This is a genomic window from Streptomyces sp. HB132 (genome assembly GCF_016909575.1).
Taxonomy (GTDB): domain Bacteria; phylum Actinomycetota; class Actinomycetes; order Streptomycetales; family Streptomycetaceae; genus Streptomyces.
Map to the genome: position 1 here is coordinate 1 of NZ_JAFBGA010000014.1, position 23,086 is coordinate 23,086.

The window sequence follows — 23,086 nt, forward strand, 5'->3', positions numbered from 1 at the left end:
ACTCTATCAGACTCTTTCGTGTCCGATTCCCGGCCGAAGCGGGATGCTGCTTTTTCGCTTTCCAGTTCTTCGCTTTCGCGTTTCCCTTTCCGGCGGTTCCGACTTTACCAGACTCTTTTCCGTACCGTTTCCGGCCCGAATTTGATTCCGGCGACCTGTGGAGTGGTCTTTGCCTTTCGGCTGACTCGACTTTATCAGAAGCAATTCGGCCGAAGCGAACCCGGCGTTTTGCTTGAAGAGAAGAATCGATCGGCTCTGCGAGGAGCGCGTCCTCTGCACGAGCGAGATGAACTTTAGACGTTCACGAGCGAGCTGTCCAGCTCGTTCTAACCGTTAAAATCTACCTCTCCACGCGAACTGTGTCAACAGTTTTTGTGGGCGACGAGCAGACTAGCAGCTCAGCGGCCTCACTCGCACATCGGCTCTCAGGCCGCGGTGGGAAGCTCTGCGCTTCGCTCCTCAGGTGCCAGATCTCCGGTGTCGCCGGCGCGCGCGGCCCGGCCCCCGAGAACGTAGACGTAGGCGAGAAAGGCCAGCTCAGCCAGGATGCCGATGGTGATACGGGCCCAGGTGGGGAGGCCCGACGGGGTGACGAAGCCTTCGATGACACCGGAGACGAACAGGACCAGCGCCAGGCCGATGGCCATGCCTATCGCGGCTCGGCCCTGCTGGGCGAGGGCCGAACGCCGGGTGTGGGGGCCGGGGTCGATGACCGTCCAGCCGAGGCGGAGGCCGGTGCCCGCCGCGACGAAGACAGCGGTGAGTTCGAGCAGACCGTGCGGGAGGACGAGCCCGAGGAAGGTGTCCAGCCGGCCGGCCGAGGACATCAGGCCTATGCCGACAGCGAGGTTCAGCACGTTGACGAAGAGGATCCAGATCACCGGTATGCAGAGGAAGGCCCCCAGCACCAGACACATGGCTGCCGCCTGGGCGTTGTTCGTCCAGACCTGAGCGGCGAACGAGGCGGCGGGGTGGCTGGAGTAGTACGTCTCGTACTCCCCGCCGGGCCGGGTCAGCGCGCGGAGGTCCTCCGGTGCGGCGATGGACGCCTGGACCTCGGGGTGTGTACCGATCCACCAGCCGATGACGGCCGCGAGCAGCGTGGAGAGCACAGCAGTCGGAATCCACCAGTGCCGCGAGCGGTAGACGGCGGCCGGGAACCCGGCGGTCAGGAATCCTGCGGCGTCGCGCCACGAAGCGCGGCGGGTACCCGTCACGGTGGAGCGAGCGCGGGCCACGAGCTGCGTGAGACGTGCGACCAGCATGGGGTCCGGGGCGCTGGACTGGATCAGGGACAGGTGTGTGGCGGTGCGCTGGTAAAGGGCGACCAGTTCGTCCGCCTCGTCGCCTGTCAGGCTGCGTCCGCGACGCAGGAGGTGGTCCAGGCGGTCCCACTCGATGCGGTGGGTGGTCACGAAGACGTCGAGATCCATGGTCGGCTGCTGCTCCAGGCATGGGTGCGTACGGGTCCGTACTACGGCGGCGCGCTGCGGGGTCAGCTTGGCAGACTGTGGTGCCCGGGGGCAGGGAAGGGCGGCGACGAGGGGTGGCTGGCGATGAGTGAGCTCGTGACAGGGGAAGCGGTCGTACTGGGGTTGCAGCCGGCGAGGCTGCCCAGCCGGGCGTTGGCTGTGGCTATCGACCTCGCGGTGCTTCTGACCGTTTTCGTGCTGCTGTCCATCGGTCTGGCCGTGGCTGCCGTGACGCTCGACGAGGCCGCGGTCGCCGCGATCTCCGTCGCCTCGTTCCTTCTGGTGCTGGTGGGCGGGCCGGTGGCGGTCGAGACGCTCAGTCATGGCCGTTCGCTCGGAAAGCTTGCCTGCGGGCTCCGAGTGGTACGCGACGACGGCGGGCCGATCCGGTTCCGGCACGCGCTCGTGCGTGGGGCGATGGGGGTGGTCGAGATCCTGGGGACGTTCGGAGTGGTGGGCTGTATCGCCTCGTTGGTGTCAGCCCGTGGCCGCCGGCTCGGCGACGTGTTCGCGGGAACCCTCGTCGTGCGTGAGCGGGTGCCGGCCGGGCGGGCGCTCGCGGTACCGCCTCCTCCTCCCTGGCTCGTGGGCCGCTTCGCCCAGCTGGATCTTTCGGGCGTCCCCGAGGGTCTCTGGCTGGCCGTACGGCAATACCTGACCCGCATGAACCAACTCGACGTCACGGTGCGTGGATCCATGGCCGAGCGGCTGTCCTCGGACCTCGCCGCGCACACCGGCGTTCCGGTGCCCCAGGGGGTGCCGGCGGCCGCCTACCTGGCCGCAGTGGTGAACGAGCGCCAGGCCCGGGATGCCCGGCGGGTGGCCGCGGCAGCGGTCCGCGGCGGGCAGGTACCGGCGCCCTCACCTGTATCCATGGATCGCGAGTTCTCGGGTCACCACGAGCTCTCCGGTCATCGGCCGGCGGAGGGACGGACGGGAGAGGCCGGCACATCGGCGTCGGCTGCCACCGCCATGGACACGGGCACAGCCGCGCCGCGGACGACAGGGTTCGCCCCACCTTCCTGAGCTCCAGTCCCTGAACCCGCACCTTCCTGAGCCCTCACCCGGCACAGCCCGGGCCGCTCGGGCCTCGGGAGCCCAAGCCTCTTGAACCACCGACGTCCGAGGTCCGGGTCCGGCCCGCGTCCTCAGGTCGTCAGGAGGCTTCGGTGCGGCGGGGCATGGCTGAGGGCGGCGATTCGAGGTGCTCGAGCTCGATCCCCGGCGCCGCGAGCACCACGTCGCCCGCGATGTGCACGGCGTACTGATCACCGGTGTCCAGTGCCGTGACCTGGTACTCGTCCACGATCAGAGGCCCGTTGTCAGTGGCGTGCGCTTCACTGTTCAGCAGCGACCAGGACTGGTCGACGGTACGGGGGGCGAGAACCGGGTCCGTGAAGGTGACCAGACGGACACGGGTCGCGGAAGAAGTGGGGGGATCGGAGGGAGCGGGGGAATCAGGAGTGAGGCGCAGGAGCCGGGCGGTGGCGACGAGGAAAGCGGGGGATGTGCCGGAGAAGGTGTGGGCGCGGACGTTGCCTTCGGTGGCGTGAGCGCCGGTGGGATCGGTTCGCACCCAGGTGACCCCGTCCAGGGCGGCACCGCGGATCTGCCAGCTCGCGGCGTGCAGTTCGAGGCGGATGGGGCGGCCGAGCTCGTCCAGAGCCAGATCGACGGAACCCAGGTGGGCGCCCGAAGGGGCCGTGGTCTGGGAGACGTAGCGCCAGCCCGAGGGGCCGGGCGCGCAGTGAAAGTGTTCTTCGCCGAGGGGGGTGTGGTCGTGGACATCGTGGAGCGAATAACGGCCGCGGGGCATGGGGTCCTTCGGGTTCCTCGAGCTGTGCGGGTGAGGTACGGCGCAGGCCCCCGACACGGGGGTGCGGGGGCCTGCGCTCCGACCTGCTGCTGAGGACTGCGCCGGCCGGTGGCCGACGGTCGGCTCAGTAGCGGTAGAGGTCGGACTTGTACGGGCCCTCGACCGGGACACCGATGTAGTCGGCCTGCTCCTGGCGCAGGGTCGTGAGCTTCACGCCCAGCGCGTCGAGGTGAAGGCGCGCGACCTTCTCGTCCAGGTGCTTCGGCAGCACGTAGACATCGGTGGGGTACGCCTCGGGCTTCGTGAACAGCTCGATCTGGGCCAGGGTCTGGTCCGCGAACGAGTTGGACATGACGAACGAGGGGTGACCGGTGGCGTTGCCGAGGTTCAGGAGACGACCCTCGGACAGCACGATCAGGACCTTGCCGTCGGCGAACGTCCAGGTGTGGACCTGCGGCTTGACCTCGTCCTTGACGACGCCGTCGATCTTCGCCAGGCCGGCCATGTCGATCTCGTTGTCGAAGTGACCGATGTTGCCGACGATGGCCTGGTGCTTCATCCGGGCCATGTCGGAGGCCATGATGATGTCCTTGTTGCCCGTCGTCGTGACGAAGATGTCCGCGGTCTCCACCACGTCGTCCAGCGTCGTGACCTGGTAGCCGTCCATCGCGGCCTGCAGGGCGCAGATCGGGTCGACCTCGGTGATGATCACCCGGGCGCCCTGGCCACGGAGGGACTCCGCACAGCCCTTGCCCACGTCGCCGTAGCCGCAGACGACGGCGGTCTTGCCGCCGATCAGGACGTCGGTGGCGCGGTTGATGCCGTCGATCAGCGAGTGACGGCAGCCGTACTTGTTGTCGAACTTCGACTTGGTGACAGCGTCGTTGACGTTGATCGCCGGGAAAAGGAGGGTGCCGTCGCGGTGCATCTCGTAGAGCCGGTGGACACCGGTGGTGGTCTCCTCGGTCACGCCGCGGATCTCGGACGCCAGCTGGGTCCACTTCTGCGGGGACTCGCCGAGGGTGCGGTTCAGCAGGGTGAGGATGTAGGCGTACTCCTCGCTGTCCGCGGTGGACGGGTCCGGAGCTTCGCCGGCCTTCTCGAACTCGACGCCCTTGTGGACGAGGAGGGTGGCGTCACCACCGTCGTCGAGGATCATGTTCGGGCCGCCGGTGGGGGTGTTCGGCCAGGTCAGAGCCTGCTCCGTGCACCACCAGTACTCCTCCAGGCTCTCGCCCTTCCAGGCGAAGACCGGGACGCCGGCGGGGGTGTCGGGGGTGCCGGTCGGACCGACCGCGATGGCGGCGGCGGCGTGGTCCTGCGTGGAGAAGATGTTGCAGGAGGCCCAGCGGACCTCGGCGCCCAGCGCGACGAGGGTCTCGATGAGTACAGCGGTCTGCACCGTCATGTGCAGCGAACCGGTGACCCGGGCGCCGGCCAGCGGCTGCGTGGCGGCGTACTCCTTGCGGATCGACATCAGGCCGGGCATCTCGTGCTCGGCGAGGGTGATCTCCTTGCGCCCGAAGGCGGCGAGGGAGAGGTCTGCGACCTTGAAGTCCTGGCGATTGGCGGCCGTCGTCATAACGGGCTGCTCCTCGTAGTGGGTCGAGGGTGGGCTGGCTGGCTCTGCGGCGATCACGGGCACACGAATGCCCGGGCGATCCGCAGTGCAGTCCGTCGGAGGCCCTCTCTCCCTCGGCCGGCCCGCTTCCGCGAACCGATCGACCGCCATCAGCAGCGACGTCTGGTACTTCCCCGAATCTACACCGAACGGCCCAGTGAGCCCCAGCCCGCCTGTGCGGCGGCGTGGGTCACAGGGCCGTTCGGGGCTGATCCTCAGCAGGTCAGTGGCCGGATCCGGCCGGTACGCCGTCGGGGGACGCGGGGCCGCCCGGGGCCTTGCCGGGGTTGCTGCCGGCCGCCGCGGCTGCCTCGTCGTAGATGTCGGGTTCGAGGTAGATGACCCGGGCGATCGGGACCGCCTCACGGATCCGGTTCTCGGCGGCGTTGATCGCGTCCGCGACCTCGGCGGCGGACTCCTCGGCACGCACCGCGATCTTGGCTGCGACCAGAAGCTCTTCCGGACCGAGGTGGAGCGTGCGCATGTGGATGACGCGGGTGACGGTGTCCCCGTCGACCACCGAGGCGTGGATCTTCTCGACGTCCTCGATACCGGCCGCCTCACCGAGCAGCAGTGACTTCGTCTCGGCGGCGAGGACGATCGCGATCACGATCAGCAGGATGCCGATGCACAGGGTGCCGATGCCGTCCCACACCCCGTTGCCGGTGCCCAGTGCGAGGCCGACGCCTCCGAGAGCCAGGATCAGGCCGACGAGCGCGCCGAGGTCCTCGAGGAGGACGACCGGGAGCTCGGGTGCCTTGGCCCGGCGGACGAACTGCGTCCAGGTCAGCTTGCCGCGGGTCTGGTTGGACTCCGCGATGGCCGTACGGAAGGAGAAGCCCTCGGCGATGATCGCGAAGACCAGCACGCCGACAGGCCAGTACCAGGCCTCGATCTCGTGCGGGTCCTTGATCTTCTCGTAGCCCTCGTAGATGGCGAACATGCCGCCGACGGAGAACAGGACGATGGAGACGAGAAAGGCGTAGATGTAGCGCTCGCGCCCGTAGCCGAAGGGGTGCTGCGGGGTCGCCTCGCGCTTGGCCTTCTTGCCGCCGAGCAGCAGGAGTCCCTGGTTGCCCGAGTCCGCCAGTGAGTGGACGCTCTCCGCCAGCATCGACGACGAGCCACTGAAGAGGAACGCCACGAATTTGGCCACTGCGATCGCGAGGTTGGCGGCGAGTGCCGCCACGATCGCCTTGGTTCCGCCTGACGCGCTCATGAGTGCCTGGTGTCCCTTCCTCGGTGCTGCGGCACGGGCGCCGCTCACGGCCGGACATTGTTGCAGCCGCTGGTGCGGACCGTACGTCAGACCACCACGGTCGCGCGGAACAGTGTTCCCGTACCGGCCACTTCGACCGTTTCGTCCGCGGGGACGAACACGGATTCGCCGGGAGCGAGGCCGGTCTCCCCCACCCGCGGGGCACCTGCGGTGCAGAGCAGGATCTGCGGGGTGGCGGCTGTGAGGTCGGCGGGGGCGCCGCCGGACGGCAGGACGTAGCGCGACAGCCGGAATTCGTCGACCGGCGTCTCGTACAGCTCCTCGCCGGACGGTGACGCCTCCGGGCGCAGGATGCCGGGCTCGGTGGCTTCGAAGCGGACGATGCGCAGCAGTTCGGGGACGTCGACGTGCTTCGGGGTGAGGCCGCAGCGCAGCACGTTGTCGGAGTTGGCCATGATCTCGACACCCAGGCCGCCGAGGTAGGCGTGCGGCACACCTGCTCCGAGGAACATGGCCTCGCCGGGCTGGAGTTGGACGTAGTTCAGCAGCATGGCCGCGATGACGCCCGGGTCGCCGGGGTAGTGGTGGGCGATCTGGGCGTACGGGGCGTGGGCACCGCCGAGCCGCTCTGCGGCCGTGGTGGCGTCGGCGACGGTGTGTGCCATCTCGTCGGGGTCCGCGGTGAGGATCGCCGTGAGGACCTCTCGCAGCGCCCCGTCCTCGGGACGCGCGCGGAGCAGGTCCACGTAGGGCTTGAGGGAGTCGACGCCGAGGGCCGCTATCAGGTCGGCGGCCTCGGCGGGCCGGCGGAACCCGCACAGCCCGTCGAAGGGCGTGAGCGCGCAGATCAGCTCGGGCTTGTGGTTGGCGTCCTTGTAGGTGCGGTGCGGCGCGTCCACGGGGACGCCCCGGCGCTCCTCGTCCGCGTATCCCTCCTGCGCCTGCGTGAGGTCGGGGTGCACCTGGAGGGACAGCGGGGCGCCCGCGGCGAGCAGCTTGAGCAGGAAGGGGAGGCGGGGGCCGAAGGCGCGGACCGCGGCGGGTCCGAGTTCTCGCTCGGGGTCGGCCGCGATGACGTCCGTGAGGGGCCGCTCCCCCGGTCCGCTCGGTCCGGCCGGGCGGGTCAGCCGTGAAGGGGCTCCCGGGTGGGCTCCCATCCACATCTCGGCTTGCGGTTCGCCGGTCGGGGCTGTGCCGAGCAGCTCGGGGATGGCCGTGGTGGAACCCCAGGCGTAGGGGCGCACGGTGTTGGAGAGCCGGTCCATGGAGATGAGTCCTCGTGGGATGCGCGGGGCGTGGGTGCCCAGGGGCGAGTGGGCGGTCAGGTCCGGTTGTCGGAGGCCAGGGAGGCGTAGACGGCCGCGAAATCCGTGACCGCGAGGAGTTCGGCGAGGGCTTCGAGCTCGCTGCTGCCCTCCTCCGGTTCGAGTTCGCTGATGGCCGTGTCGTGGCTCAGGGCCAGCTCACGGGCGGCCGGGCTCGCGGTCAGGCCGCCGGCGGGCCGGTCGCGGAGCAGGACGACCCGGGCCCGCATGGCCTCGGGCTCGTCCACCCGGTCCCGGAAGAAGTCGTCGGGGTCGGCTCCCGCGGCGAACGCTCCGGCGAGCAGCCCCCCGTGGGAGGGCAGCGCCTGCGGGAGCTCGGCCACGAGCGCCGGGCGCCCGGCGAGCTCGGCCAGGACGGCGGCGAACCGGCGCCCGACGGGGCCGGCCGCGTCGCCCTCCGTCCAGACGAGGGGCAGGCTGTCGGCGAGCTCCGCGGCGAGGGTCTTGGCCGGGTTGCTGTACGTGGCGATGGCGGGTCCGCAGCGCTCGGCGGTGCGGTCGAGCCGGTCTGCGACCTTCTGCAGCTTGTCCGGGGGCGCGTCGATCAGGCCCACCCGGTCGAGCAGGGCGAGCAGCGGGGTGAGCAGCGCCCAGAGCGTGCCGGGTCCGGCCGCCGAGGTCTCGGCGTCGTACTCGCCGTGCGGAGCGGCCGCCATGGGTACGACGAGTCCATGGACCCCGTCGACGGCCTTGCGCAGCGGGGACCGGACGGGTGCGACGGCGACGACGGTGCAGCCGCGGCGGTACGCCTGCTCGGCGAGCAGCGCGAGGCCGGGTTCCGAACCGTCGGCCGTCGCGATGAGCAGCAGATCCACGGAGCCGGCCCAGCCGGGCAGCGTCCAGCGCAGCGCTCCCGCGGCTGCGGCGACCCCGGTGGGGCGGATCGCGGTGACGGGTGCGGAGGCCCCCGCGAGGGCCCCGATCAGGTCGGCGACGCCTGACGCGGCGGTGCCGGGTCCCGCGACGAGGACGGCGCGGGGCCGGCCTTCGGGGGCCAGGGCCCCTATTCCCGCCTCGGCGGCGTGCCGGGCGGCGGTGCGGACGCGGGCCCCGGCCTCGGCGGCGCCGCGCAGCAGATCCCGCCGGTCGGCTCGGGCCAGGGCGTCCGGTGCGTCGAGCAGCGACTCGTCGAGCATGGTGGTGGGCCTCCGATCACCGTGCTGATCAGGGTGCGGGTTACGCGGGGCGGCGTGCCTCGTCGACCAGGAGCACCGGGATACCGTCCCGGACCGGGTAGGCGAGCCCGCAGTCCGTGCCGGTGCAGACCAGCTCGGGGCTTTCGGCCGCGGACCGGTCGTCGAGCCCGGCGTGGCAGGCCGGGCAGGCGAGGATCTCCAGGAGGCCGGCTTCGAGCGGCATGGGGTGGGTCCCTTCGGGCATGCGGTGCGGATCCGGTCCGGACCCGGTGTGGGTCCGCCCAGCTTGGAGCGTGGTCAGCCTACCGCCGGGCCGGTTCGGTCGCGGCCCGGCGGGCCCCGCCCGACGGCGCATGCGTCGGTGGCATGCACGCGGCGGACACCGCGGGCGGTACGGACGGTGCGGGTACTAACGGTGCGGGTACTACAAACACCGCAGGCTCTGCGGGGACACCGTAGGCACTACAGACACGGCGGACACTGCCGAAGCAGCAAGGCACCTTGGACCCTGCCGAGCACAACAGGCACTGCACGCACAACAGGCACTGCACGCACAGCACGCGCGGCAGGCACAGCAGCCACAGCAAGCGCTGCGGGCCACAGCAGGCACCCTGGGCAGCGCGGGCGCATCGGGCCGCGCACGCAGGTCGCATGACCCGGGCATGCCCGGGCGCCCACGGTGCGTCTGCCCGCGGTGCCCGGCGGTCAGGCGCGGACGAGGGCGAGGACCTCGTCGCGTACCGCGGTCATGGTCTTCTCGTCCCGTGCCTCGACGTTCAGCCGCAGCAGCGGTTCGGTGTTGGAGGCGCGGAGGTTGAACCACCAGTCGTCGCCGGTCACCGTGAGCCCGTCGAGTTCGTCGAACCGCACGTCGTCGCGGCCGTCGTACGCCGCCCTGATCGCGGCGAGGCTGTCCGCCTGGTCGGCGACGGTGGAGTTGATCTCCCCGGAGCCCGCGTAGCGGTCGTACCGGTCGAGGAGCCCGGAGAGCGGGCCGTCCTGGCCGCCGAGCGCGGCCAGGACGTGGAGGGCGGCGAGCATGCCCGTGTCCGCGTTCCAGAAATCACGGAAGTAGTAGTGCGCGGAGTGCTCGCCTCCGAAGATCGCGCCGTGCTCGGCCATCTCGGCCTTGATGAAGGAGTGGCCGACGCGGGTGCGGACGGGGGTCCCGCCGTTCTCGTGTACGACTTCGGGGACCGACCAGGAGGTGATCAGGTTGTGGATGACGGTGCCCTTGCCGCCGTTGCGGGCCAGTTCGCGGGCGGCGACCAGAGCCGTGATCGCGGAGGGGGAGACGCCTTCACCCCGCTCGTCGACGACGAAGCAGCGGTCCGCGTCACCGTCGAACGCGAGGCCGAGGTCGGCACCCTCTGCCAGGACGCGGGCCTGGAGGTCGACGATGTTCTTCGGGTCCAGAGGGTTGGCCTCGTGGTTGGGGAAGGTCCCGTCGAGCTCGAAGTACATGGGTACGAGGTCGAGGGGGAGGCCCTCGAAGACGGTGGGGACGGTGTGGCCGCCCATGCCGTTGCCCGCGTCCACGACGACCTTGAGCGGCCGGATACCGGAGAGGCCGACGAGGCCCAGGAGGTGTGCGGCGTAGTCGGAGAGGGTGTCCCGCTCGGTGACCCTGCCCGGGGTGGTGACGGCGGTGGCGGGCAGACCGTGCTCCGACCACTGCTCGACCAGCGTGCGGATCTCGGTCAGACCGGTGTCCTGCCCCACGGGCGCGGCACCGGCGCGGCACAGCTTGATGCCGTTGTACCGCGCCGGGTTGTGCGAGGCGGTGAACATCGCGCCGGGCAGGTCCAGAGCCCCGGACGCGTAGTACAGCTGGTCCGTCGAGCAGAGCCCGATGAGGGTCACGTCGGCGCCGCGTGCCGTCGCCCCGCGGGCGAAGGCGGCGGCCAGACCGGGTGAGGACGGCCGCATGTCGTGCCCGATCACGATCGCGTCCACGTCGGTGACCTGGACGAAGGCCGCGCCGAAGAGTTCGGCGAGCGGCTCGTCCCACTGGTCGGGCACGACTCCGCGCACGTCGTACGCCTTCACGAGCTGCGACAGGTCAGCAACCACGGCCGGTCCTCCTGGGGGTCTTTACGGACCGCCCAAACTACCCGGCGGCCCGGGGACGCCCGTCAGGGGAGCATCCAGCCCAGCACGGCCGTGCTCTGCGCCATGACCACCAGGCACATCACCAGCAGCAGGCCGAGACTCCAGGGCAGGACCTTGCGCAGCAGATCCCCTTCCCGCCCGGCGAGCCCGACGGCGGCGCAGGCGATCGTCAGGTTCTGCGGGGAGATCATCTTGCCCAGCACTCCCCCGGAGCTGTTCGCGGCCGCGAGCAGCTCGGGCGAGAGGCCGGACTCCCGTGCGGCGGAGACCTGGAGTGCGCCGAAGAGAGCGTTGGCCGAGGTGTCGGAGCCGGACACGGCGACGCCGAACCAGCCGAGCACCGGCGAGAGGAAGGCGAGACCCGCCCCGGCCGCGGCGACGAACTGGCCGATGGTGGCGGCCTGTCCGGAGAGGTTCATGACGTAGGCGAGGGCGAGCACGGACGTCACGGTGAGGATGGCGTAGCGAAGTTCGTGCACGGTGGCCGCCCACTCCCGGGCCGCGGTGCCGGCCCGTACCCCGAGCACGACGGCGGTGACCAGGCCGGCGAGGAGGACGAGGGTGCCGCCCGTGCCGAGGAGCGGAAGGGTGAACACGTTCGCGCCGACCGGTTCGCCGTCGGGCCCCGCGACGTCGAGGAACGGCCAGTCGAAGACCTGCGTGGCCTCGGCCAGCAGCCGCTTGACGGGCGGGATCTGGGCGACGGAGAAGACCGCGACGATGAGTGCGTACGGGGCGTAGGCGCGCAACACCTCGCGGCGCGGATCCTCGACGTCCAGGTCCTCGCTCCGCGCACCCGTCAGGACGGCAGCGCGTACGGGTTCGTCGGCGGGCCTGCGGGCGCCGGGAAGGGCGATCAGCGCACCCGCGCCCACCAGCGCCGCCGCGATGTCCGCGAGTTGGGCGGAGAGGAAGTTGGACGCGGCGAACTGCGCGACCGCGAAGGCGACTCCGCAGACGAGCGCGGGCAGCCAGGTCTCCCGCAGTCCCCGCCTGCCGTCGACGAGGAAGACCAGGATCAGCGGGACGACGAGCGCGAGCAGCGGCGTCTGGCGGCCGACGACCGTGGCGACGTCGTCGAGCGGGAGTCCGGTGACCTGGGCGAGCGTCACCACGGGTGTGCCCATGGCGCCGAAGGCGACGGGCGCGGTGTTCGCGACCAGGGACACGACGGCCGCCTTCACCGGGTCGAAGCCGAGCGCGACGAGCATGACCGAGCAGATCGCGACGGGCGCTCCGAAGCCGGCCAGCGCTTCCAGGAGCGCGCCGAAGCAGAAGGCGATGACCAGAGCCTGGATGCGTGGGTCGTCGGAGATCCGGCCGAAGGAGCGGCGCAGGATGTCGAAGTGTTCGGTGCGGACGGTCATCCTGTACACCCAGAGGGCGTTGACGACGATCCACATGATGGGGAAGAGCCCGAAGAGGACGCCCTGTGCCCCTGCGGACAGGGTCTGCCCGACGGGCATGCCGAACGCGAGCCAGCCGACCAGCACGGCGACGGCGAGGCCGATGAGCCCGGCGCGGTGGGCCTTCATGCGGATGGCGCCGAGCAGAACCAGGACGGTCACCAGCGGCAAGGAAGCGACAAGAGCGGACAGGACGAGCGAATCGGCTACGGGTTCGAGTTGCTGGACAAACACACAGGCCTCCCCGGATTCCGTGATGCGGAAGCGATCTCTCACGGGTGGGGGAATGGTCGTGTCCGCGACAAGCCACCGTCAATGCTCCGCACCGGAAAACTTCTTCCGGACGCGGACCGGGCGCAGACCGGTCACGGACCCCTCACGAACCGGACGGAGGCCGGGCGGAGTGGGTGACGGGCGAGACCCGACGGGGCGGAAGGTGTGTCAGGAGTCCGGGGAGCGCAGCACCCGGAGATGCCCCCGGCGCGCGACCTCGACCGGGTCGGCCGCCCGCGGTCCTCTACCGCTTTGCTGCCGGTCCTGAGGTCTGGCAGCCTCTCGCACGGCGTTGGCGAGCGCTTCGAGGTCGTCGCCGCTCGGGCGCGTGGGGGCGGACGGGTCGGAGAGCCGGACGACCTCCCAGCCGCGTGGCGCGGTGAGCCGCTCACCGTGCTCGGCGCAGAGGTCGTAGCAGTGGGGCTCGGCATAGGTGGCGAGCGGGCCGAGGACCGCGGTCGAGTCGGCATAGACGTACGTCAGTGTCGCGACGGCGGGACGGCCGCACGCGGTTCGCGAACAGCGACGTACAGGGCTCACGATGTTGGACGGTACCGCACTCTTGAGCGGGCTGCGACGACTCTCCCCCGGCTCACCCCCTCGTGTCGCCCCCGGACCGGTCCCGTGCGACGGTCGCGCAACCCTTCCGACCAGGGCCGCAGCCGGGACACGCCGGTGCGTACGGGCCCGGTCGTGGTGGCCGGGGAGGACACAACCGGTCATTCGGCGGAGCTTCAACGATCGGACCAAGGGCAGGAAACGGACTCTCCCCGGCCGCGATGTTCATCTTGGGACATCCGGCGGACCTGCGGAGAAGCCGTGATCGACCGGGCCCGAGGAGGGCTACGCTGCGTCGGTGATGGACAGTCCCGTACCGCCCCACCCGTCCGAGCCGCGGCCCCGGCGCCGTGACCGCCATGGCCGCGGCATGCGCGGACCGGTCGCACCGCCCCAGGTGCCGCTGTCCGTCAGCAGGGCCGAGAGCTTCCGCGATCTCGTCCAGGACTCCGTGGAGCGACTGGAGCGTCGCTGGCCGCAGCTGACGGATGTCGACTTCCTGGTGCTCGACGTGCCGGGTTCGCTCGAGGAGACCGTGCCGCTGGGGCGCGCACTGTCGGCGGCGAAGGGGCAGCCCGCGCAGATCGTCGTCTACCGGCGCCCCATCGAGATCCGTACCAAGAGCCGCGACGAGCGCGCTCTGCTGGTGCACGAGGTCGTGGTGGAGCAGGTCGCGGAGCTGCTCGGCCTCTCGCCGGAGTCGGTCGACCCGCGCTACGGGCAGGACTGAGGCCGCCCGCGGCGCCGGGCCTCAGTCGTCCAGGACCGACAGGTCCTGTTCCGCCGCCGGCACCTCGACCGCGCCCCCGTCATCCGGCATCGTCTGCACGGTGAACATGTCGACCCCGCCTTCCGTGAGCTGGAGCGTGCGGGAGGCGTACACCGGGCCGCCCGACTCGGTCTCCACCGTCAGGGCGTAGCCGCCCTTGAGGCCGGCCGGGGTCTCGGGCGTGAACTGGAGCGTCGTACCGCCCTTGACCGTGTACGTCTTGACGGTCGCCTCGCCGCCCCCACTGCCCGCCGACGCCGTGACCTTGACCTCGGCCGTTGCGCCCGGGGCTGCCAGGGAGAGCATCGAGCCCTTCGCCCGGTTGTCGGCCACGCTCGCCCGTTCGCCCACGGGGCCGGTCGCCGGGATGAAGGCGATCTCCTGCTTGGCCCCGGTGCCGCGCACCACACGCAGCGCGGCGACGACCGGCGTCCCGCTGCCGTCGGCGGGGGACAGCCGGATCGAACCGGGCTCCCCCCGTGTGACGTTCTTGAGGTCGACACTCGCGGTCATCTGCGACTTGATGTGCAGGGTGTCGTTCCCCGCCGGTGAGAACGCCCCGCCCTTGCCCAGGAGCTGGATCTTCACGTCGGCGTCGTCCTCCCCCGGGGCGAAGGCGACCAGGCGTACGGAGGTGGCGTCGGCCGGGATCCCGGGCAGGATCTGGGTGGCCGCCGGGTCCTCGGAGGAGGCCAGCCAGTCGCTGCCCACCTCGTCCTCGGCGGCGCTCACGGCCGCGCCGACGCGTCCCGTCCGGGTGGTGACGTGGACGGTCACGTTCTCGGCGGCCTCGTCGGTCAGGGTCGAGATCAGCATGGGGACGCTCGACCTCGCGGGGACCTTGATGCCCTCCCCCACATCGGACTCGAGGGGGCCCTCGGCGCCGTACAGCTCGATGTCGGCGACGGCGGCGGTGTCGTCGGGGTTGGTCAGGTGGACGTAGTCCTGACGAGCCTCCCCGGTGCTCGCGCCCGGAAACCAGAAGTCCGTGTCGGGGGCGGTGCAGCTGACGCCGAGCAGGCCACGGGCACCGCCCGCGGCGGCCGTCGTGGTTTGCTGGGCGGTCCAGCCGGGAGCGAACCTCCCGGTGGCGGTGCCGACCAGGGCGGGGGCGCCGGCGTCGGAGGTGTCGGCGGTGGCGGGCCGGCCCAGGTCCTTGAGGGACACGACGGGCTTGCCGTCCGCCGCCTTCTCCTTGTCCTTGGCGTCCTTCCCGTCCTTCTCCTTGTCCGCCGAGGCGTCTTCGGCGGACAGGGTGTCGGCCGGCTTCAGCTCTGCGGCACCGGCTTCTCCGCCGCCCTTCCCCGCCGGGGTGAAGGACGTGTACGTGGTATCCGCCAGGTCGGACGTGCTCGGCGCCGGGCAGAGCAGGCTGGAGCGCTCGACCGGAAGCCGGGCAGCGGCCTTCGCCTGGACCGGGCCCTCGTCGCCGGGCGCGGTGAGCGCGGCGAAACCGGTGACGGCGGCGAGGGCGACGACGCCCGCGATGAGGGACAGGGGGGTGGACTTCACTCGGACTCGCCTCGCGATGCGTTGCCGTTGCCGTTCGGCCACGGGCCCTGGCCCGGGGTCGCGTTCTCGTCGTGCCCGTCATGCCCTTCGTACGGGGCGGCTTCGCCCGTCCCCGTGGCGTAGGGCTGCTGTTGGGCGTAGCCGTACGGGTCGTAGGCGCCCTGCTGCTGGTACGGGTCCTGCTGGTAGGGATCGGCCTGGTAGTACTGGCCGGCGTCCTGCCCGCCCTGGTACTGGCCGTAGTCGGTGCCCTGGTACTGCTGCGCGCCCCACTCCCCGTAGTTCTCCTGCGGCACCGGCGCGTACGTACCCGTGCCGTCCTGGCCCGTCTGCACCGACGCGTACGGATCGGCGCTCTGCTGCGCCGGGATGTACTCCCCCGGCGACTGCCCCGGAACGCCGGGGGCCGCCTCGCCGGGTCCGGTCGGCGCGCCGTCCTCCCCGTACGCCGCGACTGCGGGGTCGTCGCCCGCGGCCACCGCTTCCGCCTGGGCGGCCGCGCGCAGCCTGCGTGCCCGGCGGCCCTCCCCTGCGACCGGCTCGGCCGCCACGGCCTCGGTCTCCTCGGGCAGGTCGTCGTCGATCTCCCGACGGCGGCCCGGCAGGGCGAGCACGACCAGGACGACGCAGAGTGCCACCTGCGTCCAGACCCAGGCGGTGTGGGTGACGGGGGTGTCGTAGGTGAGGTCCAGCGTGCCGCCCTCGGTGGGCAGTTCGAAGCCCTGCGCCCAGCCGTCCACGGTCTTCGGGGTCAGCGCCCGGCCGTTCAGTGTGGCCTGCCAGCCCGGGTCGGCCACGTCCGCGACGCGCAGCACCCGGCCCGCGTCACCCTCGGGAATCTCGGTGTGGGCCTCGACGGAGAGCGATCCGACCGGGACGGGCTCGGCGCCCGCACCGGAGGGGACGATCGCCAGACGGGAGACCTGGCGGTCGACCCGCCACAGAGCGCTGCCGTCCAGCTGGCTGAGCCGGCTCAGGCCCGGGGTCGAGTCCAGCACCCGGCCCATCTGCCGGGGCGCCCCGTCCCGTACGAGGACGTAGCGGATGGCGAAGCCGCTGAGCTGGCTGCCCTGGTCCGCGCCGGAGCCCGCGACCAGGTTGGCGACGACCTTGTCGAGGTGGCTGTTGCTGCCCCCCGCCTCGGTCAGTTCGGCGTCGCCCAGACGGGCGCCGGACCCCCGGACCAGGCTGTAGGAGACTGCGGCCGGGGACGTGCCCCCGAGCACCAGGGTGCGGGCCTGGTCACGGGTGCTGCTCTCCTCCGCGACGAAGGCGGGCACCTGCACGGGGTCGCGGCGCTCCACCGGGCCGGCGGCACCGCCGATCATCCAGCTCGCCGCGGCCAGGACCGGGGCGAGCCCGGCGGCCAGGGCGATCAGCGCGGCGACCGGCTGGCGCCAGCCGAAGCTCAGCGCGGCGACCCGCACCCGGGCGCCGTCCGCGCCGAGCAGTGCGGCGGCGAGCAGCGCGATGCCGTAGACGAGGGTGGCGGGCCCGGCCCAGGTGGAGCCGTTGGAGATGCCCGCGAAGACCAGGGAGACGAGGACGACGACCCAGGCGGCACGGATCGCGAACTGCCGCTCCCCGCGCAGCAGTGCGGCCAGCGCCGCCAGCACGATGCCCAGCAGGAGGACGCCGCCGGCGGCCTTGGGGCCTCCGGGGCTGATACCGAGCAGGTCGAGGGCCGACGCCGTACCCGTACCGATGTCGAGCCCCGCCTCCTTCAGGAAACCGGACGGGCTGGTCAGCAAGGACAGTGACCAGGGAGCGAGGACCAGGATCGGGGTGCCGGCCGTAGCCAGGAAGCGCAGTCCGTACGCGGCGATGTCGCTCCGGCGCAGCACGAGTACGCCGATGCCGAGCACCACCGCGAGCGGCCACACGACCGGTGTGAAGGCCGTCGTGAAGGTGAGCAGCAGGGTGTACGCCCAGGTGGCGCGCCAGCTGCCGCGTGCGGTGGAGCCGTCGCCCCGCAGCCCGTGCGCGGCGACGGCCGCGCGGGCGATCAGCGGCAGCAGGACGGCCAGGACGGCCGTGCCGAGGCGCCCGGTGGCCAGCGCTCCGGTGGCCGCGGGCAGGAAGGCGTACGCGACGCTCGCCCAGGCCCGCAGGAGCCTGGACTCGATCAGCGGCCGTGAGGCGAAGTACGCGGTGAGCCCGGCCAGCGGGACCGAGCAGACGAGCAGAAGGGTGAGCGCGAAGCCCGTGGAACCGAGGAACAGCGCCGCCAGTGCGGCGATCACACCGAGGTAGGGCGGTGCAACCTGGGTTCCGCCGGTCCCGACGGGGTGCCAGCCGTCCGCGTAGCGCCCCCAGAGGTCGGAGACGTCCGCGGGGGCGGGCAGCAGTGCGCCACCCGCGAGGGCGCCGCCGGACAGGAGACCCCGACAGGCCACCAGCGAGATGATGAGGAGGAGAGCGAAGAGCACCGGGCCGGGCTTGCGTCCGACCTTCTTGAGCCGCGCGAACTGTTCGATCTCCAGGAAGTCGGCGTCGTCGCCGCCGGGCCCGGACTCGACCGCTCCGTGCCGTGAGCCGCCGGAGTCGGATTCGGTGCGGTTGCCGAAGTTGCCCGCGACCTGTTCGACGGTGGCGCGGACCGTGGCGCCGGGCGGCGGGAAGAGCGATCGCAGCTCTGCCGCGTCCACCACTCCTCTGCCGCGCGCGCGGCGCGCGGCGATGATCCTCCCGGGACGCAACAGGGTGCCGAAGAGCCCGGCTACCTCGTCGAGCGCCTGTCCCGGCACCTTGCCGACCAGGTAGGCGAGGGTGCGCAGCAGGGTGCCGACGACAAGGCGGAACAGGGCCCACGGCAGTTGCTTGCCCCGGGCGTTGACGAGCATCGTGTAGACGGCGCCCGCCTTGTCGACGCGGTGCGGGCTGGTGACCGAACGCCCGGCGCAGTCGATGGGGCGGCGTTCCCGGGCGGAGGCCTCCGCGTGCCGCAGGACCGCGTCGGGCGCGACGAGCACCCGGTGGCCGGCCATGTGGGCGCGCCAGCAGAGGTCGACGTCGTCACGCATCAGCGGGAGCCGGCGGTCGAAGCCGCCGAGCTCCTCCCAGACGTCGCGGCGGACCAGCATTCCGGCCGAGGAGACCGAGAGCACCGTACGGACCTGGTCGTGCTGGCCCTGGTCCTGCTCACGGCGGTCCAGTCCGGTCCAGCGGCGTCCGCTGTTGGCGATGGAGACGCCGACCTCGAGGAGTTGCTTGCGGTCGTACCAGCCTCGCAGCTTGGGTCCGACGATCGCGGCGTGCTTGTCGTTGTCGACGACGCGGAGCATCTCGGCGAGCGCGTCCGGCTCGGGGGCGCTGTCGTCGTGCAGCAGCCAGAGCCACTGGACGGGTTCGCCGTGCGGGAGCTCCGGCAGGTCGTAGGCGTCGTCACGCCAGCTCCGGGTGACCGGGTCCCAGCCGCTGGGGCGCTTCAGGTACGGCAGGTCGTCGGGGGTGAGGACCCCTGCGCTGCGGGTGGCCTCCTCGACGGCGGTGCCGAAGCTCGTACGCCGCGCCAGGTGGAGGACGCGCTCACCGCCGAGTGCCTCGGTGACCAGACGGGCGGAGTCGTCGGCGCTGCCGGTGTCGGCGGCGACGACGTTCTGCACGGGGCGCTCCTGCCCCAGCAGTCCGGCGAGCACGCGGGGCAGCCAGCGTGCGCCGTCGTGCGAGACGAGCACGGCGGTGACGACGTGCCGGGGGAACTCTGGGGCGGCGGCGGCCTCGTTCGGCGCCGGCGAGTGGCTGTGCACGGACATCGGGGTAGGGGCCCTCCGGCCGGGTCCGGAGGGGGGTCCCCCCGGGGGCTGCATCGGTGTACACGCGCGCCCCGGCGGGGCGTTGACGCGTCTCTCGGACGGGGCCCCACACTAACGGTACGGATGTCCGCCCCGCGCCGAGCGGTTGACCGGCGGGAACCGGAGGCGGCCGAAGGCGACGGAGACGGCCCGGCACAGCGATGGCCCGGGGGCCGCACCCTTGCGTACAGGATGCGGCCCCCGGGCCGAGACGTCTGAGGCGCCCGGAGGGCACGGCGTCAGATGGCCGCCTTCTTCAGACGGCGCCGCTCGCGCTCGGAGAGACCGCCCCAGATCCCGAACCGCTCGTCGTTGTTGAGGGCGTACTCGAGGCATTCCGAGCGGACTTCGCAGGCGAGACAGACCTTCTTGGCCTCGCGGGTGGAGCCGCCCTTCTCGGGAAAGAAGGACTCGGGGTCGGTCTGGGCGCACAGCGCGCGCTCCTGCCAGCCGAGTTCCTCGTCCGCGTCCTCGACCAGCAGTTGCTGGAACAGCTCGGTCATGTGCGCCCCTCGTCTGTCTCGTGCGTCCCCGTGATGCGGCCGTTACCGCTGCGGCCGAACGACACGAGTGAAATTACAAGTGTGTAGCTTCGGGCCAGTCAAGCGGAGATCTGCTATTGACCCCGGTATTCACCCTTCGGAACCAAGCGTAAGCGGAAAGTGTCCAAATCACCAAAAATCTGACATATGCCACCGGTGTCGCCCACTGCCACTTCTCATCGAGTGAGACGAGCGAGGCCGTCCGGATGTTTCGATTCGATCACTGAAGCGACCAAGATCACAGTAGGGTCACGAGCCCTCAACCACGTTTACGGACACAGTTGATGCGCCACCTTGCCTCTCCGGTGGCCGCTAAAACCTTTCTTCACCATCAGCAACCGGATGGAGTGAAACAATGCCGCCAAATCGGGCATCGGGTTGACAGGAGACGGACCGAACCGGTCTTCTTGGCCGTATGCACGCGACCGCAGCGACGTACACGACCCACAGCCGTGGGTTCCGTACGGCTGTCCAGGCCCGCTGTTGCTGTTCCAGCTGTCACAGCTGTTGAAGCCCTGACGCTCCAGCTCTGATCCAGCTCCGTTTCACCGCATTTCGGTCTCCGCGTCACCACCCCCCGCACGCGCATCCACCTGCCGAGGAACCACCGCACCCATGAACAGCGACAGCGACCTTTCGATCGCCGGCGACATCCTTGAGGTCCAGCACCTTCTGCAGCCGGCCAGCCCCCATCCCTCCACCGTGGCCGGGTTCGTCGGACTCGCCCGCTCCATCGCCGCCGACCGCGCCCGGTGGGCCCCGCTCGTCCGGTACGACACCACCACCCGCTGGTACCACCGGTTGCAGACCGTTCCCCAGGCTCACGGCTCCGATCGAGCCGGGGAGGCCCCGATCGGCTACGAGGTGTGGCTGCTCAGCTGGGTCCCCGGACAGGGCAGCGGACTCCACGACCACGGACTCTCGTCCGGCGTACTCACAGTCCTGGAGGGCGAGTTGACCGAACGCACGGCGCGCGGCGCGCAGTCACTGGGTCCGGGCGCCCAGCGCGTCTTCGCCCCCGGCTACGTCCACGAGGTCGTCAACGACTCCCTGGAACCCGCCGTCAGCCTGCACGTCTACTTCCCCGGCCTCACCGACATGCCGATGCACTCGGCACAGTGCGCTCCCGCCGTCCAGGACGTCGTACCGGCCTGACCGCCGACAACCACGCCGCGACCAGGCTCCGCCCGACAGACCCACCCGTCGCCCACCACCACCCCCACAAGGATCAGGCTCCGCCTGACAGACTGTTGGTATGCGCATTGTGGTTCTGGCCGGCGGTATCGGTGGTGCTCGTTTCCTGCGTGGCCTCAAACAGGCCGCGCCCGACGCGGACATCACGGTGATCGGCAACACCGGCGACGACATCCATCTGTTCGGACTGAAGGTCTGTCCCGACCTCGACACCGTGATGTACACCCTCGGCGGTGGCATCAACGAGGAGCAGGGCTGGGGACGTACCGACGAGAGCTTCCGGGTCAAGGACGAACTCGCCGCCTACGGCGTGGGTCCCGAGTGGTTCGGTCTCGGCGACCGTGACTTCGCGACCCACATCGTCCGTACGCAGATGCTCGGCGCGGGTTATCCGCTGAGCGCGGTCACCGAGGCGCTGTGCGCGCGGTGGAAGCCGGGGGTCCGGCTGATCCCGATGTCCGACGACCGGGTCGAGACGCACGTGGCGGTGGACGTCGACGGCGAGAGCAGGGCCGTGCACTTCCAGGAGTACTGGGTGAAGATGCGCGCCTCCGTGGCCGCGCAGGCCGTGGTACCCGTGGGAGCGGAACAGGCCAAGCCCGCGCCGGGCGTCCTCGAGGCCATCGCCGAGGCCGACGTCATCGTCTTCCCGCCGTCGAACCCCGTCGTGTCGGTGGGCACCATCCTCGCCGTGCCGGGCATCCGGGAGGCGATCGCCGAGGCCGGGGTCCCCGTCGTCGGGCTCTCCCCCATCGTCGGCGACGCGCCTGTGCGGGGCATGGCCGACAAGGTGCTCGCCGCGGTGGGCGTCGAGTCCACCGCCGCCGCGGTCGCCCGGCACTACGGTTCGGGCCTGCTCGACGGGTGGCTCGTCGACACCGTGGACGCCGGAGTGGTCGACGAGGTCGAGGCGGCCGGCATCCGCTGCCGCGCCGTACCGCTGATGATGAGGGACGTGGACGTCACCGCGGAGATGGCCCGGCAGGCCCTGGCGCTGGCGGAAGAGGTACGCGCATGAGCGGCGGACCGGCCGACGGTGCGCCCTCCTACCGGGTGTGGGCACTGCCCGGGATGCCCGAGGTCCGGGAGGGCGACGACCTCGCGAAGCTGATCGCAGCCACGGAGCCGGGTCTGGTGGACGGCGATGTCCTGCTGGTCACCTCGAAGATCGTCTCCAAGGCGGAGGGCCGGATCGTGGAGGCCACGGACCGGGAGGCGGCGATCGACGCCGAGACCGTGCGGGTGGTCGCCCGGCGCGGGACGCTCAGGATCGTGGAGAACCGTCAGGGCCTCGTCATGGCCGCTGCCGGGGTCGACGCCTCGAACACCCCGGCCGGGACGGTCCTGCTGCTGCCCGAGGACCCGGACGCCTCGGCGCGACTGATCCGGGACGGGCTGCGGGACACACTGGGGGTCGAGGTCGGGGTCGTGGTCACCGACACCTTCGGCCGCCCCTGGCGCAACGGCCTGACGGACGTCGCGATCGGCGCCGCGGGCGTCAGGGTCCTCGACGACCTGCGGGGCGGTACCGACGGCCACGGCAACCCGCTGAGCGCCACCGTCGTGGCCACCGCCGACGAACTGGCTTCGGCCGGTGACCTGGTGAAGGGCAAGGTGTCCGGACTACCGGTCGCCGTCGTGCGAGGGCTCCCCCATGTGGTGGCGGTCGCGTCCGAGGACCAGGGCGCCCGGGCGATGGTGCGGGTCGCGGCCGACGACATGTTCCGGCTGGGTACGTCCGAAGCGGTACGGGAAGCACTGAACCTCCGCCGCACGGTGAGGGAGTTCACGGACGAGCCGGTGGACCCCGGAGCCGTACGGCGTGCGGTGGCGGCGGCGGTGACGGCCCCGGCGCCCCACCACACGACCCCCTGGCGCTTCGTCCTGCTGGAGTCGGCACCGGCACGTCACCGGCTGCTCGACGCCATGCGGGACGCGTGGATCGCGGATCTGCGCGCGGACGGACGCAGCGAGGAGTCGGTCGCCAAGCGGGTACGGCGGGGCGACGTCCTGCGCAACGCTCCTTACCTGGCGGTGCCGTGCCTGGTGATGGACGGCTCGCACACCTACGGGGACGAGCGCCGGGACACCGCGGAGCGCGAGATGTTCGTGGTCGCGGCAGGCGCGGGCGTACAGAACTTCCTGGTGGCGCTGGCGGGTGAGCGGCTCGGCTCGGCGTGGGTGTCCTCGACGATGTTCTGCCGGTCCGTGGTGCGTGAGGTGCTGGACCTGCCGGACTCCTGGGATCCGCTGGGCGCGGTGGCCGTGGGGCACCCGAAGGGGACACCGCCGGCGAGGGCCGCCCGGGACGCGGGGGCGTTCATCGCGGTGCGCTGA

Annotated in this window: 18 protein-coding genes; 5 read left to right on the plus strand and 13 right to left on the minus strand. The window is 71.4% G+C overall.

Features of this window, described 5'->3' with window-relative positions; genetic code table 11:
* Positions 1–425: 425 nt before the first annotated feature.
* On the minus strand, positions 426–1,433 hold the full coding sequence (locus JOC24_RS25615; protein WP_205022754.1) for a stage II sporulation protein M: 1,008 nt from the start codon (positions 1,431–1,433) through the stop codon (positions 426–428).
* A 123-nt stretch (positions 1,434–1,556) separates the two neighbouring features.
* Here JOC24_RS25615 and JOC24_RS25620 point away from each other — a divergent pair, with 123 nt between their 5' ends.
* Positions 1,557–2,498, plus strand: a complete 942-nt coding sequence (locus JOC24_RS25620) for an RDD family protein (RefSeq protein WP_205022887.1) — start codon at positions 1,557–1,559, stop codon at positions 2,496–2,498.
* Between the two features lie 130 nt (positions 2,499–2,628).
* Here JOC24_RS25620 and JOC24_RS25625 read toward each other — a convergent pair whose 3' ends face one another.
* From JOC24_RS25625 to JOC24_RS25665, 9 genes are all read right to left on the minus strand, one after another.
* Complete coding sequence (locus JOC24_RS25625) at positions 2,629–3,288, minus strand: hypothetical protein (protein ID WP_205022755.1); 660 nt, start codon at positions 3,286–3,288, stop codon at positions 2,629–2,631.
* Positions 3,289–3,412: 124 nt separating this feature from the next.
* Entirely contained in the window at positions 3,413–4,870 is a 1,458-nt protein-coding gene (ahcY, locus tag JOC24_RS25630) for an adenosylhomocysteinase (protein ID WP_205022756.1), read from the minus strand.
* 262 nt (positions 4,871–5,132) lie between these two features.
* Entirely contained in the window at positions 5,133–6,128 is a 996-nt protein-coding gene (locus JOC24_RS25635) for a cation diffusion facilitator family transporter (RefSeq protein WP_205022757.1), read from the minus strand.
* Between the two features lie 86 nt (positions 6,129–6,214).
* Positions 6,215–7,393 carry a mannose-6-phosphate isomerase, class I gene (manA, locus tag JOC24_RS25640; RefSeq protein WP_205022758.1) on the minus strand — a complete coding sequence of 393 codons (1,179 nt, stop codon included), beginning with the start codon at positions 7,391–7,393 and terminating at the stop codon, positions 6,215–6,217.
* A 56-nt stretch (positions 7,394–7,449) separates the two neighbouring features.
* Entirely contained in the window at positions 7,450–8,589 is a 1,140-nt protein-coding gene (locus JOC24_RS25645) for an SIS domain-containing protein (RefSeq protein WP_205022759.1), read from the minus strand.
* Positions 8,590–8,629: 40 nt separating this feature from the next.
* Entirely contained in the window at positions 8,630–8,812 is a 183-nt protein-coding gene (locus JOC24_RS25650) for a Trm112 family protein (protein WP_015577430.1), read from the minus strand.
* Between the two features lie 482 nt (positions 8,813–9,294).
* On the minus strand, positions 9,295–10,662 hold the full coding sequence (locus JOC24_RS25655) for a phosphomannomutase/phosphoglucomutase (RefSeq protein ID WP_205022760.1): 1,368 nt from the start codon (positions 10,660–10,662) through the stop codon (positions 9,295–9,297).
* Between the two features lie 62 nt (positions 10,663–10,724).
* Positions 10,725–12,341 (minus strand): L-lactate permease, encoded by a 1,617-nt coding sequence (locus JOC24_RS25660; RefSeq protein WP_205022761.1) that lies wholly within the window; start codon positions 12,339–12,341, stop codon positions 10,725–10,727.
* 207 nt (positions 12,342–12,548) lie between these two features.
* A complete protein-coding gene (locus JOC24_RS25665; protein ID WP_205022762.1) occupies positions 12,549–12,920 on the minus strand; it encodes a DUF3499 domain-containing protein in 372 nt (123 codons plus the stop codon).
* A 319-nt stretch (positions 12,921–13,239) separates the two neighbouring features.
* Here JOC24_RS25665 and JOC24_RS25670 point away from each other — a divergent pair, with 319 nt between their 5' ends.
* Positions 13,240–13,668, plus strand: a complete 429-nt coding sequence (locus JOC24_RS25670; protein WP_205022888.1) for a metallopeptidase family protein — start codon at positions 13,240–13,242, stop codon at positions 13,666–13,668.
* A 21-nt stretch (positions 13,669–13,689) separates the two neighbouring features.
* On the opposite strand, the gene JOC24_RS25675 is transcribed toward JOC24_RS25670, so the two are convergent.
* The 3 genes from JOC24_RS25675 to JOC24_RS25685 form a co-directional block, all read right to left on the minus strand.
* Positions 13,690–15,219: a DUF5719 family protein gene (locus JOC24_RS25675; protein ID WP_205022763.1), complete on the minus strand. Its 1,530-nt coding sequence runs from the start codon at positions 15,217–15,219 to the stop codon at positions 13,690–13,692.
* Positions 15,216–18,974, minus strand: a complete 3,759-nt coding sequence (locus JOC24_RS25680) for a glycosyltransferase (RefSeq protein ID WP_205022764.1) — start codon at positions 18,972–18,974, stop codon at positions 15,216–15,218. The genes JOC24_RS25675 and JOC24_RS25680 overlap by 4 nt, the downstream gene beginning before the upstream one ends.
* Positions 18,975–19,252: 278 nt before the next feature.
* Entirely contained in the window at positions 19,253–19,516 is a 264-nt protein-coding gene (locus JOC24_RS25685; RefSeq protein ID WP_031093859.1) for a WhiB family transcriptional regulator, read from the minus strand.
* A 654-nt stretch (positions 19,517–20,170) separates the two neighbouring features.
* Between JOC24_RS25685 and JOC24_RS25690 the strand changes: the two genes are divergently transcribed.
* From JOC24_RS25690 to JOC24_RS25700, 3 genes are all read left to right on the plus strand, one after another.
* Entirely contained in the window at positions 20,171–20,710 is a 540-nt protein-coding gene (locus JOC24_RS25690; protein WP_205022765.1) for a cysteine dioxygenase, read from the plus strand.
* A 100-nt stretch (positions 20,711–20,810) separates the two neighbouring features.
* Entirely contained in the window at positions 20,811–21,767 is a 957-nt protein-coding gene (cofD, locus tag JOC24_RS25695; protein WP_205022766.1) for a 2-phospho-L-lactate transferase, read from the plus strand.
* Positions 21,764–23,086, plus strand: a complete 1,323-nt coding sequence (locus JOC24_RS25700) for a coenzyme F420-0:L-glutamate ligase (RefSeq protein ID WP_205022767.1) — start codon at positions 21,764–21,766, stop codon at positions 23,084–23,086. The genes cofD and JOC24_RS25700 overlap by 4 nt, the downstream gene beginning before the upstream one ends.